Below are 15,383 nucleotides of genomic sequence, written 5' to 3'. Positions count from 1 at the left end.
GCCAGCACCCCCGGATAAAATTTGCAGCTTTCGCCCCGCCGCAGCCTGCGGCGTTCAGCAACCGTTGCGGAGTTTTTCCATGTCCCTGGCCGATCGGGTTCACCACCCTGCCTTTCTTCAACGCGTCATGTCGGCCGAAGCGGCGGCGGCGCTCATTCCGGCAGGCGCCAACGTCGGCATGAGCGGTTTCACCGGCGCGGGCTACCCCAAGGCCCTGCCCCAGGCCATTGCGGCCCATGCCAAGGCCGAGCACGCCGCCGGCAAGCCCTACAAGATCAACGTCTGGACGGGCGCATCCACCGCCGCCGAATGCGACGGCGCCATGGCCGAGGCCCATGCCCTGGGCCAGCGCCTGCCCTTCAACACCGACCCCATCGCGCGCAAAGCCATCAACGCCGGCGAGATCGACTTCATCGACATGCACCTGTCGCATGTCGCGCAGCATGCGTGGTTTGGCTTTCTCGGCCCCATGCATGTCGCCGTGATCGAGGTGCTGGGCATCACGGCCGATGGCCTGCTGATCCCCTCCACCGCCGTGGGCAACAACAAGACCTGGCTGGAGATCGCCGACAAGGTGATCCTGGAGGTCAACACCAAGCCCTCGGCCCGCATGGAAGGCATGCACGACGTCTACTACGGCACGGCCATTCCGCCGCGCCGCGTGCCCATCAACATGACGCACGCCGACGACCGCATCGGCCAGCCCTACCTGCGCGTGGACCCGGCCAAGGTGATGGCCGTGGTCGAAACCCACAAGGGCGACCGCGACAACGTGTTTGCCACGCCGGACGAGAACTCCAACAAAATTGCCAGCTACATCATCGACTTCCTCGACCATGAGATGAAGGCGGGCCGCCTGCCCAAAGAAATGCTGCCCATCCAGTCGGGCGTGGGCAACGTGGCCAATGCGGTGCTGGCCGGCCTGCTGCACGGGCCATTTGACAACCTGCTGGGCTTTACCGAAGTGCTGCAGGACGGCATGCTCGATTTGCTGCGCGCGGGCAAGATGAGCCGCGCCTCGGCCACCGCGATTTCGCTGTCCAAAAGCGCCTACGAAGACTTCGAGAAGAACATCGATTTTTACCGCGAGCGCATCATCCTGCGCCCGCAGGAGATCAGCAACCACCCCGAGCTGGTGCGCCGCCTGGGCATCATCGCCATGAACTCGATGATCGAGGCCGACATCTACGGCAACATCAACTCCACCCACCTGATGGGCACGGGCATGATGAACGGCATTGGCGGCTCGGGCGACTTTGCGCGCAATGGCTACCTGTCGTTCTTCGTGACGCCATCGGTGGCCAAGGACGGCGCCATCAGCTGCATCGTGCCCATGGTCTCGCATGTGGACCACACCGAGCACGACACGCAGATCATCGTCACCGAGCAGGGCCTGGCCGATTTGCGCGGCCTTAGCCCCAAGCAGCGCGCACAGGTCGTCATCGACCGCTGCGCGCACCCCGACTACCGCCCGCTGCTGCAGGACTACTTTGACCGCGCACGCCACCAGGGCGCGCTGCACACGCCGCATATCCTGACCGAGGCGCTAAGCTGGCACCAGCGGTTCGTCGATACCGGCAGCATGCGCCCAGGCGCTTGATGAGAACGCCCTCGGCCCCGGCGCGTCAGAGGCTGAGCGTTTGTCGGCCGTGCCCGAAAGGCGCGTCAAAACGCGCCGGGTCTAGGCGCAAAACACAGCCATAGCTCGGGCTATGGCGAGTATTTGCAACGACGAACCGGTGTGTTTTGGCGTGCAAGGCGGACATGGATGAAAGACTCTCAGCCTCTCAGGCCCAGGCGAGCCGGTTGCGCCCGGCATGCTTGGCCTGGTAGCAGGCCTGGTCGGCGCGGACCAGCGCGGTTGGCACCGTGTCGTCCCCGCAGCGCAGCACCGTCAGGCCAATGCTCACGCCCACCGTGAACACATACCCATGCCACTGCTGGGGCATGCCCTGGAGCTGGTCGATGATGCGCTGCGCCACCCGCTCGGCAACGTTGGGCCGGGTGTCGCGCAGCAGCACACAGAACTCGTCTCCGCCAAGCCGCGCCACCACATCCGCGGGCCGCACCTGCTCGGCGAAAAGCCGGCCAATCGACTGCAGCGCCGCATCGCCGGCGGCATGGCCTGCCGTGTCATTGACGGGCTTGAATCCGTCCAGGTCCAGGAAACACAGCACATGGCATTGCTCTGCGGCGGGAGGCTCCTGCAGTGCCTGCAGCAGATGTGCTTCCAGGCTGCGGCGGTTGGGTAGCTGCGTCAGGCTGTCGTGCCGCGCCTTGAAGTCCAGGTCCAGCACCTGCTGTTCGTGGGTGCGCATCTGGCGCTTCAGGCTCGTGATGTCCACATGGATGCTGTAGCACAGGCCATCGTCGGCGATGCGGCTGATGACGCGCACCCAATGGTCGCCCGGCAGCGGCACGATCCAGGGCTCATCGGCAAAGCGTTCGTTGTCCAGCAAAGCCTGATCCCCTGGCGGCGGCGCAGGCTGGCTGGCCCAGACACGGGCCAGCACATCACGAAACCGCTGCCCCACCACGTCATTTGCGCTGTCCAGGCGATACAGACGCAGAAAATGGCTGTTCGCGTGCTGGATGCACCCCTGCAGGTCGCACACCAGCATGCCCTCGGCCACATGTTCCAGCGACGTGTCCGGTCCGCTGGCGCCAGCCCCGGCAGACAGTGGCATCTGGTAGATGGCCGGGTTCGCCTGCGGGTCTGGAACCTGCGCCCAGATGCGCACGCGGCCACGCTCTTGCGGCAGCAGCTGCGAAGCCACGCGCAGCCAGCGATCGCGATGAAAAAACACGAAGGGCTGTGTCTGGCTGCGGTGGCGCGCAATGCCGTCTTCAATATAGTGCGCGATCCGCGGGCGCTCGTCTTCGCTCAGACGCGCGGCATAAAACCGCGCGAGATTGCAGCGATAAGACTCGCCCGCATGCACATGCCCCGCGTGTTCCGGAAAGAACCGCAGAAATGTGCGATTCCACAGGAGCGTGTTGTCCTGGCCATCGAAAGCACACAAGGCCAGCCCCAGGCTATCGAGCAGCTCGGAGAACAGCGGCAGGTACTCCCCATCGGGCACTTGCGGAACATTCATCAAACAATCGTAACAAATACTGACATTCCAGGGCATTTTGCCGGCGCGACAGGACGGCCTGATAACAGGCCCGCATAATTTGGCACGACCCGCCTGTGCCCCTGGCCAGGCCACCACACACGACACCGGAGCCGCAATGTCCATCTGGAAAAAGCCCATCTCTCTCGAACTGCTGGCGCAGACCAACGCCAACACCGCCGCCACGCACCTGGGCATCGAAATCACCGAACTGGGCGACGACTTCCTGCGCGGCCGCGTGCCGGTGGACGAGCGCACGCGCCAGCCCTTTGGCATCCTGCATGGCGGCGTGAGCGTGGTGCTGGCCGAAACCCTGGGCTCCATCGGCGCCTTTTATGCCTGCCCCGAAGGCCACCGCGGCGTGGGGCTGGACATCAATGCCAACCATATCCGCGCCGCCAGCAGCGGCTGGGTCACCGGCACAGCGCGTGCCGTGCACATTGGCCGCACCACGCAGGTGTGGCAGATCGACATGGTCAACGACGCGGGTGAGCTGACCTGCGTCTCGCGCATCACCATGGCCATCCTGGCGCCACAGCCCCGCCCAAGCCTATAAAGGAACGTGTTGACGACGCAAAGGCGCTAGCGCGCGCAATTTTCAAGGGAAATAGGGCTCAAGCCCTTATCCAACAAGCGCAAGCAGCTATTTATTCAGTAGCATCCTGCGCCCCGCGCGCCAGGCGCTCGCTCTTCCAGTACACGTCGTCGCCGCCGTCCATTCGGTTGAGCACGCGCGACAGCACGAACAGCAAATCGGACAGCCGGTTAAGGTAGTGGCGCGGGGCCTCGCGCATGGTCTCGTGCTTGCCCAGCGCCACCACGGCGCGCTCGGCGCGGCGCGCCACGGTGCGGCACACATGGGCCTGGGCGGCGGCGCGCGTGCCGGCGGGCAGGATGAATTCCTGCAGGCGCGGCAGCGCGGCGTTGTAGTGCGCCAGCGCCGCATCGAGCTGCAGCACGGCCTCGTCCTTGAGCAACTCGAAGCCCGGAATCGACAGCTCGCCCCCGAGGTTGAACAGCTGGTGCTGCACATCGATCAGCAGCTCGCGCACATCCTGCGGCATGGGCTCGTACAGCAGCAGGCCCAGGTGCGAATTGAGCTCGTCCACATCGCCCATGGCATGCGGGCGCGGGCTGTCTTTGGACACGCGCGTGTTGTCGCCCAGGCCGGTGGTGCCGTCGTCGCCCGTGCGCGTGGCGATCTGTGTGAGTCGGTTGCCCATGTGTGCTCCTTGTTGGCTCTTTGTTCTGGGGAATGCATTGTCCGTTACACCACGCTGGCAAATGTTGGCTGGGGCAACAGCAGGCAAAACTGCTGGTCACGCAGGGCGTGCTGCGATGCAATGAAACCCTGTTCAACTTTGACGGAGTTCTACATCCCATGAAAGCCATTCAACGCCGCACCTTTGCCTTTGAAGCCCGCAGCGTCATGCTGTTCACAGCACTCACGCTGGGCGGCGCCGCTGCCCTGCAGGCCCAGACCGCACCGGCCGCAGCACCCAAGGCACAAAGGGGACCCTCCTACGGACCCGCCACGTCTTCCCTCAACCCCGGCACGCCCACCGCCACGGGCTCTGCCGCCGCCGCAGCCTTTGACCGCGCCGACGCCAATCGCGACGGCAAACTCAGCGCCGATGAAGCCGCCATGCTGCCGGCCATTGGCAACCGCTTCGAGCAGCTCGACACCGACCGTGACGGCAGCCTGTCGCGCACCGAGTTCGACAAGGGCGCCAGGTAACGGATAACGGCCCGAGAAACGCCGGCGGCGCGATCGCCGCCACTCCCTTCGATAGCGTGAAAGCGTAGCGCCGTGGTGAGGCTTCCTGCCCCATCACGGCGCCCGAACGGGTGCCCGGTGGTATTCTTTTGCGTTACCCGGAGATCGCCCATGAACGCCCCCACCGCCGCCTCGCACCTGCTGCCCACCATCCATCTGCGCGACGTGCCGCAAGCGCTGATTGACGCGCTGCAAAGCCGCTTTGGCGCGCAGTGCTCGCTGGCCCAGGCCGTGCGCGAGCAGCATGGGCGCGACGAAGGCTCGCTGCAGGCGCCGCCGCCCTCGGCCGTGGTGTTTGCCGAAAGCACGCGCGACGTGCAGGACGCCGTGGCGCTGGCCAGCCAGTACGAAGTGCCGGTGATTCCCTACGGCGCGGGCTCGTCGCTCGAAGGCCACCTGCTGGCCGTGCAGGGCGGCATCAGCATCGACCTGGGCCGCATGAACCGGGTGCTCAGCGTCAACGCCGACGACCTTACCGTGACGGTGCAGCCTGGCATCACGCGCAAAGCATTGAACGACGCCATCAAGGACACCGGCCTGTTCTTCCCCATCGACCCCGGTGCCGACGCCAGCATTGGCGGCATGTGCGCCACGCGCGCCAGCGGCACCAACGCCGTGCGCTACGGCACCATGCGCGAAAACGTGCTGGCGCTCGAAGTGGTCACCGCCAGCGGCGAAGTCATCCGCACCGGCACGCGCGCCAAGAAAAGCGCCGCCGGCTACGACCTCACGCGCCTGATGGTGGGCAGCGAAGGCACGCTGGGCGTGATCACCGAAGTGACGGTGCGCCTGTACCCGCTGCCCGAGGCCGTAAGCGCCGCGATCTGCTCGTTCCCGAGCATCGAGGCTGCGGTGCGCACCACCATCCAGACCATCCAGCTCGGCGTGCCGATTGCGCGGGTCGAGCTGATCGACCGCCACAGCGTGCGCATGGTCAACGCGCACAGCAAGCTTGGCCTGCGCGAAGAACCCATGCTGCTGATGGAGTTCCACGGCTCGCCCGCCAGCGTGCAGGAGCAGGCCGAAACCGTGCAGGAGATCGCCACGGAATGGGGCGGCAACGCCTTTGAATGGGCCAGCACGCCCGAAGAACGCACGCGCCTGTGGACCGCGCGGCACAACGCCTACTTTGCCGCCGTGCAAAGCCGCCCCGGCTGCCGCGCCATCAGCACCGACACCTGCGTGCCCATCAGCCGCCTGGCCGACTGCCTGCTCGAATCCGTGGACGAAGCCGAAGCCAGCGGCATCCCCTACTTTCTGGTGGGCCATGTGGGCGACGGCAACTTCCACTTCGGCTACCTGCTCGACCCCCACATCCCCGAAGAGCGCACCACCGCCGAGGCCCTGAACCACCAGCTGGTGGCCCGCGCCCTGAGCATGGGCGGCACCTGCACCGGCGAGCACGGCGTGGGCCTGCACAAAATGGGCTTTCTGCTCGACGAAACCGGCGCCGGCGCGGTGGACATGATGCGCGCCATCAAACGCGCGCTGGACCCGAAGAACATCCTGAATCCGGGCAAGATTTTTGCGCTGTGAGCGCAAGCCAAAGCATCCGCCGGTTACTCATCTTTTGATAGCTATTAGCGCTTTATACACAAGCGCTTCAGTCACTTTTGGCACTTAAAATCAGGCATTACCAAGGCGCACGATGGCCCTGCGGTCCTTGCGCCATGCTGGCCCCCGTTTGCAGCGCCCAACGCAGTCAAAACCATGCCAGAAACAAAAACCGTTCTGCTCTTTCTTGTGACTGCGCTGGCAGAAATTGTGGGCTGCTATCTACCCGGCCTTTGGCTCAGCCACGGCAAAAGCGCATGGTTGCTCGTGCCTGGCGCGTTGAGCCTGGCGGCCTTCGCCTGGCTTTTGTCGCTGCACCCCACGGCGTCCGGGCGGGTGTATGCAGCCTATGGCGGCGTCTATGTCTTCGTGGCCATTGTCTGGCTGTGGGTGGTGGACGGAGTTCGCCCCACGCCATGGGACATTGCCGGCGCGGCACTGGCGCTTGCGGGCATGGGGGTCATCATGTTCGCCCCCCGAAGCGCCTGAACACCACAGGCCGTCTGTGGGGTGGCGCCACGGCGGCCAAACCCGCGACAATCACCGGCCCATCGGCCCCACATTCTGGAAACCCCCATGACCTGTTCTTCTCCTTCGACCCGCACCTTCATCAAAGCAGTGCTGGCCGGCGCCGCCATGGCCCTGGCCGGCCTGGCGCAGGCCCAGGCGGTGTTCAAGATCACGGCGATTCCCGACGAATCGCCCACCGAGCTGGCGCGCAAGGCCGCGCCGCTGGTGAAATACCTGGAGCAGAAACTGGGCACCAAGGTGGAGTTCACCCCGGTGTCCGACTACGCCGCCGCCGTGGAGGCGCTGGCCAACAAACAGGTGGACATGGCCTGGTACGGTGGCTTCACCTTTGTGCAGGCCAGCATCCGCTCGGGCGGCAAGGTGGTGCCGCTGGTGCAGCGCGAAGAGGATGAAAAATTCCGTTCGGTCTTCATCACCAGCGACCCGGCCATCCAGTCGCTGGCCGACCTGAAGGGCAAGACCGTGAGCTTTGGCTCGCAGTCCAGCACCTCGGGCCACCTGATGCCGCGCAGCTACCTGCTGCAGGCCCAGATCGACCCCGACAAGGACTTCAAGCGCGTGGCCTATTCGGGCGCGCACGACGCCACCATTGCCGCCGTGGCCTCGGGCAAGGTGGATGCGGGTGCGCTCAACATTTCGGTGTGGGAAAAATTTGTGGCCGACAAGAAGGTGGACACCGGCAAGGTGAAGGTGATCTTCACCACCCCGGCCTACTTTGACTACAACTGGACCGTGCACAGCGACATGCCCGTGGCCCAGCGCGAAAAAATCACCAAGGCGTTTGTGGACCTGAACCGCAACACCCCTGAAGGCAAGGACATTCTGGACCTGCAGCGCGCCACGCGCTTCATTCCCACCCAGGCCAGCAACTACAAGGGCATCGAGACGGCAGCGCGCAGCGCGGGCCTGATCAAGTGAAGGTGATTGCTCTGTTTTTGATAGCTACTAACGCTTATCAATCAAGCGCTACAGCCTGATTTGACTATGAAACTGGTGCTGCACAACTCCACCGTGCGCCACCCGGCCGCACGCGCCGGTGCACCAGCAGCGCTGCGCGGCCTGGACCTGGCGGTGGCGCAGGGCGAGCAGGTGGCCGTGATCGGCCCCTCGGGTGCGGGCAAGACCACGCTGCTGCAGCTGCTGGCCTGCGCCCAGCGGCCCGCCAGTGGCAGCCTGCAGCTCGATGGCCGCGACCCCTGGGCACTGCCGCGCAGCGCATTGCAGCGCCTGCGCGGCCGGCTGTTTCTGGCCCCCCAGGTGCCGCCGCTGCCACCCCGGCAGCGTGTGGTGACGGCGGTGCTGGCGGGGCGCCTGCCGCACGAAAACCTGTGGGCCAGCCTGCGCAGCCTGGTCTATCCCACGGGCATCGGGCTGGCCGAGCAGGCGTTGGCCCGTTTTGACGTGGCCGACAAGCTGTTCGACCGGGTGGACCGGCTCTCGGGCGGCGAGCGCCAGCGGGTGGGCCTGGCCCGGGCGCTGGCCTCGCAGGCCAGCCTGTTGCTGGTGGACGAGCCCCTGTCCGCGCTCGACCCGGCGCGCGCGCAGCAGGCGCTGGCCTCGCTCACGCAGGCGGCCCATGAGCGCGGGGCCACGCTGGTCGCCACGCTGCACCATGTGGACATGGCCTTGGCGCATTTCCCGCGCGTGATCGGGCTGCGCGACGGCGCGCTGGCCTTTGACCTGCCTGCAGCGCAGGTGACGCCCGCGCACCTGCACCAGCTGTATGCGCAGCACCTGGACGAGCTGGCAGCAACGGCGCCGCCCGCCCCGGATGCGCCCGTGCCTGCGGCACCCGTGCCCATGCAGTGCCGCTAGCGCATGGTGCATTTCGTCTGCCATGTCGTCTGATCTGCCTGCACCCCACGGCACAAGCCTGCCGCCCGCGCGGCGCGACCCGGCCTGGCGCGGCCGCCTGGCCGGGGCCGTGGTGGCGCTGGTGCTGCTGTGGCCGATGCTGGCGCTGACCGAGTTCAAGCCCTGGCAGCTGCTGGCGCCCGATGCGCTGAAACCCGCGCTGCGCTTTGCGGCAGACTTCATCCCGCCCCGCTGGGACGCCGAGTTTCTGGCCCTGGTGGCGCGCGAGACCTGGCGCACCGTGGCCATTGCCACCGCAGGCCTCACGCTGGCGCTGGTGCTGGCGGTGCCGCTGGCGCTGCTGTCGGTGCGGGCGCTGTCCATCTCGGCGCTGACCGGCCCCATGGCGCCACTGCCGGCGCTGGTGCGGCTTGTGGTGCGCTGGCTGCTGGTGGTGCTGCGCAGCGTGCCCGAGCTGATCTGGGCGCTGGTTTTTGTGCGCGTGGTGGGGCTGGGCCCCACGGCTGGCGTGCTGGCCATTGCGCTCACGTTTGCCGGCATGCTGGGCAAGGTGTATGCCGAGATTCTGGACAGCGCCGAGCCCCACGCCGCCGCCAGCCTGCTGCGCAATGGATCGGGCCGCCTGCAGGCCTTTTTGTACGCGCTGCTGCCGCAGAACGCGGCCGAGCTCACCAGCTACACGGTGTACCGCTGGGAATGCGCGATCCGCTCGTCGGCCGTGCTGGGCTTTGTCGGCGCGGGCGGGCTGGGCCAGCAGATGGATGCCTCGATGAAGATGTTCCAGGGCGCCGAGGTGGCCACCATGCTGCTGGTGTTCATGGCGCTGGTCTGGCTGGCGGACCGCATCAGCGCCTGGTTGCGGCAAAGGCTGGCATGAACACGCACCGCACTTCCGCACCCCGGCCCATCGCCCGCCGCTGCCTGGCCTGCTGGGGCGTGGCCGCCGCTGCGTTGGCGCTGGTGGGCCTGAGTTTTTGGTCGCTGGACCTGCAATGGGCGCAGTTTCTGTCCGCCCCGGCGCTGGCCAAGATGGGCCGGTTTCTGGCCGAGCTGCTGCAGCCCGAAACCCGCCCGGCGTTTCTGCAAAAACTGCTGTGGGCCACGCTGGAGACGCTGGCCATGTCGGCGCTGGGCACCTTGCTGGCCGTGCTGCTGGGCCTGGCGCTGGCCCTGCCCGCCAGCAAGACGTTTGAGGGTGACCCGGCACGCTGGCGCGGCCCCACGCGGCTCGTGCTCAACGCCCTGCGCAGCATTCCCGAACTGGTGTGGGCCACATTGCTGCTGATCGCGGCCGGGCTGGGGCCGTTTGCCGGCACACTGGCGCTGGCGCTGCACACCTCGGGCGTGCTGGGCCGCCTGTTTGCCGAAGCCATCGAAAACGCCCCGCCGGGCCCCGGCTTCGCCCTGCGCGTGCGCGGTGTGGCCAGCAGCCGCGTGTTTTTGTACGCCACCCTGCCCCAGGTGCTGCCGCAGCTGCTGAGCTACACGCTGTACCGCTGGGAAAACAACATCCGCGCCGCCGCCGTGCTGGGCGTGGTGGGGGCCGGCGGGCTGGGGCAGATGCTGGCGTTTCACATGGGGCTGTTCCAGATGGGTGAAACCAGCAGCGTGCTGGTCGCCATGCTGGCGCTGGTGGCGCTGGTGGATGCGCTGAGCTTCGCCAGCCGGCGCTGGCTGGCGATCTGACGATCTGACAAGAAATACTATTATTTCAATAGCGCACTGCGCTTGATGGGCCTGCGCCAGATCCATTTTTCATTCAATTTCCTTCTCAGGCCGCCACCCCGGCAGGCCGCCGCAACCGCGCCGCCACGCCCACACCCACCAGCGCGGCAGACACCACGCTCAGCGCCAGCGTGATGGCCGAGCCGTAGAAAATGCCCGAGGTCATGCCCCGGTCCAGCAAGGCGCCAAACACCGGCGCGGCCAGGCAAAAGCCCAGGTCCAGCCCCGAATACACGGTGCCATAAACACGGCCGGTGGCGCCGGGCGGGCTGGCGCGCTTGATGAGCATGTCGCGCGACGGGCTTGCCAGGCCGGTGCCGACGCCGGCCAGCGCCGCCACCACCACCGCCGCCATGCCGGGCAGCCAGCCCGTGCCCACCAGCACCAGCAGGGCGGCCGAGGCCAGCAGGCACACCGAGATCACCTTCTCCAGCCGCTGCACGCGGCCCACCAGAAAGCCGCCCACCACCATGCCCGCCGCGCCGCACAGCATGTAGCCGGTGACCACCAGGGCCGTCACGCTCAGCGGCAGGCCATACATGCTCTGCAGCGCGGGGCTGGCAAAGCTCTGGATGGCGCTCAGCGCGCAGGTGCTCCAGAAAAAGAACGAAAAGCACAGCCACACCGAGGGCAGCTTGAGGAAGGCCATCGGATGCTCGTCGGCCACGGCCTTGGCGCCGGGGGCCTGGTGCGCCCAGCTGCCCTGGCGGTCGTCCAGCGCGTCGCGCTGCCACACCATGACGGCCAGCACCACCAGCGCCAGCAGCGCGCCGCACAGGCAGGCCGCCCGCCACGAGCCCGTGGCCGTGGCAATGCCGGCCATGAACACCGGCGCCGTGGCCCAGCCCAGGTTGCCGCTGATGCCGTGCACCGAAAAACCATGGCCCAGGCGCTGCGGCGACACGCGCTTGTTGAGGATGGTGAAGTCCACCGGGTGGAACGGCGCATTGCCCAGCCCCGCCAGCGCCGCCGCCAGCAGCAGCCCCGCATAGCCCTGCGCCGTGCCCGCCGCCAGGCCGGCGGCGGCAAAGCTCGACAGCGCAAAAAACAGCACCGGGCGCGCGCCCACGCGGTCCACCAGAAAGCCCGACAGCGCCTGGCCCACGCCCGAGATCACAAAAAACACCGACACCAGCAGGCCCAGCTCGGAATAGCTGTAGCCAAACTCGCCAATCAGCCACGGAAACAGCGGCGGCAGCAGCATGTGAAAAAAATGCGAACTGCCATGCGCCAGGCCGATGAGGCCGATGGTGCGGGCGTCCTGCCGCAGGGGAACGGCGCTGGGTGCGCCAGGGGATGCTTGGGTCATGGCTGTGATCTTAGGCAAGCCGGCCACGGCAGGTTTACGATAGCCTGCCAACTTCTATCGCCAACATGCCAAAAGCAGCCCCGCCCGCAGACACCGCACCGCCATCGCGCCCCCGGCGGGCGCTGTCGTATGTGGATTCGCTCACGCCGCACCTGTTTGTGCCCAGCGCCGAGCGCCCGGTGCGCGCCAAGGTGCGCCAGCTGGCGGCCGACACGCAGGTGATGCCGCACAGCCACCCGTGGGCGCAGGTGGCCATATCGACCACGGGCGTGATCCGGCTCACGGTGGACCGGGGCACCTACATCGTGCCGCCCTCGCGCGCGCTATGGATTCCGCCCGGCGTGGAACATGCCGTGACCATGGTGGAAGACGCCGATCTGCGCACGCTGTATTTCCACCAGCCGCGCGGGCGCTGCGGCCCCGGCGTGCCGCGCCACGAGGAAGCCGCCTGGCGCCAGTGCCGCGTGCTGGAGGTGTCCGACCTGCTGCGCGCCCTGGTGCGCGAGCTGCCCACCACGCCCGACGACGGCCCCGCCTCCACCCAACCATCCACCGCCGACGAACGCACGCGCGAACGCCACCTCAACGCCCTGGTGCTGGGCGAGTTGCGCCGCGCCGCCGCCGTGAAGCTGGGCGTGGACCTGCCCCACGACAAGCGCCTGCGCCACCTGTGCGAGGCGGTGCTGGCCGACCCCACGCGCCACGCCACCTTGAGCGCGTGGGCGCAAGACACCGGCGCCAGCCCGCGCACCGTGGCGCGCCTGTTTCGCACCGAGCTCTCGAGCACCTTCACGCAGTGGCGCCAGCAGGTGATATTGGCCAAGGCCGTGTCGCTGGCTGCGGGCCGCATGCCCATGGGGCAGATCGCCGCCGAACTGGGCTACAGCCCCAGCGCCTTCAGCGCCATGGTGCGCAAATCGGTGGGGCAGCCGCCAGGGCGATTTCTGGGGGCGGCGCGCTGATGCGTATGGCGCAGCTGGCCGGCATCACCCGGCCATGCTGCGCAGGTAATTCGGTGCTTTTTGCCCTGTAGCGCTTATGAATAAAGCGCCAACAGCTATCTAATTGATAGCAAACCATTCCCCGCATCCGGCGCTGCTGCAGAGTTTCCGGCGCCCGGGTATCGTCACCCCCCTGCCCCCAACCAACGCCTCTGGCCCATGACCGCTGAAATCCACACCTACGAACCCCGCTTGGGCCACGGCCTGCCGCACGATCCGTTCAATGCCATCGTCGGCCCGCGCCCCATTGGCTGGATCTCCACGCAAGATGCCACCGGCGCGCTGAACCTGGCGCCCTACAGCTTCTTCAACGCCTTCAATTACGTGCCGCCCATCGTGGGCTTTGCCAGCATCGGCTACAAGGACACGCTGCGCAACATCGAGGCCACGGGCGAGTTTGTGTGGAACCTGGCCACGCGCGAACTGGCCGAGGCCATGAACCAGAGCTGCGCAGCCGTGCCGCCCGAAGTGAGCGAGTTCTCGCTGACGGGGCTCACGCCCCTGCCCTCCGACAAAGTGCGCCCGCCGCGCGTGGCCGAAAGCCCCGTCACCTTGGAATGCCGCAGCACGCAGATCCTGCAACTGCAAGGCATCGACGGCGAAAAGGTGCCCACCTGGCTGGTGCTGGGCGAAGTGGTGGCCGTGCACATCGCCAAGGCGCTGTTGAAAGACGGCGTGTACGACACGGCGGGTGCCGGGCATATCCTGCGCGGCGGTGGACCGGCCGACTATTTCACGGTGGGGCCGGAGCAGTTGTTCAAGATGTACCGGCCGCGCTGAGCGGCTGCCCCGCCCCGGCGGGGGCCGCAGGCATGCGGTACACCCACACCGGCCGGCCATCCGGTGCGTGCATTTGCGCATGGGGCAGCACGCCGGGCACGGCGAATTCCAGGCTCACCAGCCATGCGCCGGGCGCCATCTCGGCCTGGGCCTTGGCGGCGGCGCGGGCCATGCTCTCGGGGCGCTGGAACAGGTAAACCAGCTGGTAGCCGCTCCAGTCGGCCCGCCAGATATCGCCCTGCGCTACCCGCGCCCAGGGGCAGCGGCGGGCACACAGCCAGCGCAGCGGGCGGCTCCACTCCAGCCCCTCCAGTCGGGCCAGGGGGTAGGCCTGGCGCAGCGCAATCAGGCCATCGCCCAGGCCGCAGCCCGCGTCGAGCACGCGCGCGCCAGGCTCCAGCGGGGCACTGTCGGGCAGGTCATTGAGCGCGTCGGGCGGGGTGGGGAACAGCGGGGCGTCGCGCCAGGCATTCAGGGGATAAACCAGCAGCAGCAGGGTCAGCGGCACCAGCCAGGCCCAGGCGGGCAGGCCCGCCGCCCCCGTGAGGGCCAGCGACAGCGGAAACCCCGCCGCAATCAACCCCCGCCGCCACCAGGTGTCGCCCAGCAGGCTGGCCGCCGTGCCCAGGCCGCAGGCCAGCACCAGCGCCCATGCCGCAGGCAGGTGCGCGCGCTGCAAGGCCCCAAACAGCAGCCACGCCGCCGCCCAGGCCGCCAGTGCGGGCAAGGGCCAAGGGAAAAACCGGCGAGCCATCGGAGGCACGGGCCCTGCGCCGGGCCGGTCAGGCGTTGTTGCCGCGCAGCCGGTCGATGAGGCCGTTCAAGGCCTCCAGCGAGCCGAACTGGATGGACAGCTCGCCCATGTCTTCCATGCGGCCGTTGCGTTTCACGCGCTTTTTCACGCGCACCTCGACCTCGGCCATGAGCAGGTCCGAGAGTTCTTCTTCCACCCGCTTGAGGTCGCGCGATTTTTCCTGCTTGGGCCGCGTGGCAACCAGGTTGAACTCGGCGCCGATCTTTTTGACCAGGGCCTCGGCCTCGCGCACCGAGAGTTTTTTCGCCGCAATCTGGTTGCCCGCCGTGATCTGCGCGGCGCGGTCCAGCGCCAGCAGCGCGCGGGCGTGGCCCATGTCGATATCGCCGGCCATCAGCATGGTCTGCACGGGATCGGCCAGGTTCAAGAGGCGCAGCAGGTTGCTGGCGGCGCTGCGCGAGCGGCCCACGGCCTGCGCGGCCTGCTCGTGGGTGAGGCCGAACTCGCGCACCAGGCGCTGCAGGCCCTGGGCTTCTTCGAGCGGGTTGAGGTCTTCGCGCTGGATGTTCTCGATGAGCGCCATGGCGGCGGCCGACTCGTCGGGCACGTCGCGCACCAGCACCGGAACGGCATCGAGGCCCGCCAGCCGCGACGCCCGAAAACGCCGCTCGCCCGCGATGATTTCGTACAACGGCCCGTCTGGGCTGAGGGCGCCCAGCGCCGGCGATGGCCCCTGCGCTGCCCGCTCCTGGCGGCGCAGCAGGGCTTGTTCGTCGCTCAGGCGCCGCACCAAAATGGGCTGCATGATGCCCTGCGCCTTGATGCTTTCGGCCAGCTCGTACAACGCACCCTCGTCCATGCGCGTGCGCGGCTGGTACACGCCGGGCACCAGTTCGCTCAGGGGCAGGCTGCTGGGCAGGCCCGCATCGACCGCCTGGGCCTTTTCGACCCCTTCGGCCACCTTGGGGCCGAGCAGGGCTTCGAGTCCGCGGCCGAGGCCCTTGGGTTTTTTGGTGACCAT

At 67.6% G+C, this 15,383-nt stretch carries 16 protein-coding genes; 11 read left to right on the top strand and 5 right to left on the bottom strand.

The window, feature by feature from the left end:
- Positions 1-79: 79 nt before the first annotated feature.
- On the top strand, positions 80-1,600 hold the full coding sequence (locus tag J8G26_RS01475) for an acetyl-CoA hydrolase/transferase family protein (RefSeq protein ID WP_210567662.1): 1,521 nt from the start codon (positions 80-82) through the stop codon (positions 1,598-1,600).
- A gap of 187 nt (positions 1,601-1,787) precedes the next feature.
- On the opposite strand, the gene J8G26_RS01470 is transcribed toward J8G26_RS01475, so the two are convergent.
- Entirely contained in the window at positions 1,788-3,098 is a 1,311-nt protein-coding gene (locus J8G26_RS01470) for a diguanylate cyclase (protein WP_210567661.1), read from the bottom strand.
- Positions 3,099-3,234: 136 nt separating this feature from the next.
- Here J8G26_RS01470 and J8G26_RS01465 point away from each other — a divergent pair, with 136 nt between their 5' ends.
- Positions 3,235-3,672, top strand: a complete 438-nt coding sequence (locus J8G26_RS01465) for a hotdog fold thioesterase (RefSeq protein WP_210567660.1) — start codon at positions 3,235-3,237, stop codon at positions 3,670-3,672.
- Between the two features lie 91 nt (positions 3,673-3,763).
- Here J8G26_RS01465 and J8G26_RS01460 read toward each other — a convergent pair whose 3' ends face one another.
- Positions 3,764-4,339: a cob(I)yrinic acid a,c-diamide adenosyltransferase gene (locus J8G26_RS01460; RefSeq protein WP_210567659.1), complete on the bottom strand. Its 576-nt coding sequence runs from the start codon at positions 4,337-4,339 to the stop codon at positions 3,764-3,766.
- 158 nt (positions 4,340-4,497) lie between these two features.
- On the opposite strand from J8G26_RS01460, the gene J8G26_RS01455 reads away from it, so the two are divergent.
- The 7 genes from J8G26_RS01455 to phnE all read left to right on the top strand — a co-directional run bounded on the left by J8G26_RS01455 (position 4,498) and on the right by phnE (position 10,479).
- A complete protein-coding gene (locus J8G26_RS01455; RefSeq protein WP_210567658.1) occupies positions 4,498-4,854 on the top strand; it encodes an EF-hand domain-containing protein in 357 nt (118 codons plus the stop codon).
- Between the two features lie 150 nt (positions 4,855-5,004).
- Positions 5,005-6,429 carry an FAD-linked oxidase C-terminal domain-containing protein gene (locus tag J8G26_RS01450; RefSeq protein WP_210567657.1) on the top strand — a complete coding sequence of 475 codons (1,425 nt, stop codon included), beginning with the start codon at positions 5,005-5,007 and terminating at the stop codon, positions 6,427-6,429.
- Positions 6,430-6,603: 174 nt separating this feature from the next.
- A complete protein-coding gene (locus tag J8G26_RS01445) occupies positions 6,604-6,936 on the top strand; it encodes a YnfA family protein (RefSeq protein ID WP_210567656.1) in 333 nt (110 codons plus the stop codon).
- Positions 6,937-7,023: 87 nt separating this feature from the next.
- Positions 7,024-7,896, top strand: a complete 873-nt coding sequence (locus J8G26_RS01440; protein ID WP_210567655.1) for a putative selenate ABC transporter substrate-binding protein — start codon at positions 7,024-7,026, stop codon at positions 7,894-7,896.
- 66 nt (positions 7,897-7,962) lie between these two features.
- The gene (locus tag J8G26_RS01435; RefSeq protein WP_210567654.1) at positions 7,963-8,793 is read left to right on the top strand and encodes an ATP-binding cassette domain-containing protein; all 831 of its coding nucleotides are present in this window, start codon (positions 7,963-7,965) and stop codon (positions 8,791-8,793) included.
- A 22-nt stretch (positions 8,794-8,815) separates the two neighbouring features.
- Positions 8,816-9,670 carry an ABC transporter permease gene (locus J8G26_RS01430; protein ID WP_210567653.1) on the top strand — a complete coding sequence of 285 codons (855 nt, stop codon included), beginning with the start codon at positions 8,816-8,818 and terminating at the stop codon, positions 9,668-9,670.
- Positions 9,667-10,479, top strand: a complete 813-nt coding sequence (gene phnE, locus J8G26_RS01425) for a phosphonate ABC transporter, permease protein PhnE (RefSeq protein WP_210567652.1) — start codon at positions 9,667-9,669, stop codon at positions 10,477-10,479. The genes J8G26_RS01430 and phnE overlap by 4 nt, the downstream gene beginning before the upstream one ends.
- An 85-nt stretch (positions 10,480-10,564) precedes the next feature.
- Here the strand turns inward: phnE and J8G26_RS01420 are convergent, their stop codons facing one another.
- Positions 10,565-11,827, bottom strand: a complete 1,263-nt coding sequence (locus J8G26_RS01420) for an MFS transporter (protein ID WP_210567651.1) — start codon at positions 11,825-11,827, stop codon at positions 10,565-10,567.
- A gap of 65 nt (positions 11,828-11,892) precedes the next feature.
- Between J8G26_RS01420 and J8G26_RS01415 the strand changes: the two genes are divergently transcribed.
- Positions 11,893-12,789, top strand: coding sequence for a helix-turn-helix transcriptional regulator (locus tag J8G26_RS01415; RefSeq protein WP_210567650.1), 897 nt, complete (start codon positions 11,893-11,895; stop codon positions 12,787-12,789).
- A 198-nt stretch (positions 12,790-12,987) separates the two neighbouring features.
- Positions 12,988-13,608 (top strand): flavin reductase family protein, encoded by a 621-nt coding sequence (locus tag J8G26_RS01410; protein ID WP_210567649.1) that lies wholly within the window; start codon positions 12,988-12,990, stop codon positions 13,606-13,608.
- Here the strand turns inward: J8G26_RS01410 and J8G26_RS01405 are convergent.
- Positions 13,586-14,362, bottom strand: a complete 777-nt coding sequence (locus J8G26_RS01405; protein WP_210567799.1) for a class I SAM-dependent methyltransferase — start codon at positions 14,360-14,362, stop codon at positions 13,586-13,588. The two genes, J8G26_RS01410 and J8G26_RS01405, sit on opposite strands and share 23 nt — an antisense overlap.
- A 28-nt stretch (positions 14,363-14,390) precedes the next feature.
- Complete coding sequence (locus tag J8G26_RS01400; RefSeq protein ID WP_210567648.1) at positions 14,391-15,383, bottom strand: ParB/RepB/Spo0J family partition protein; 993 nt, start codon at positions 15,381-15,383, stop codon at positions 14,391-14,393.

Origin of the sequence: Acidovorax sp. JG5 (assembly GCF_017939685.1) — a bacterium.
GTDB lineage: Bacteria > Pseudomonadota > Gammaproteobacteria > Burkholderiales > Burkholderiaceae_C > Acidovorax.
Note: the sequence above shows the minus strand (reverse complement) of the source record. Positions and strands in the feature narration are given on the sequence as shown.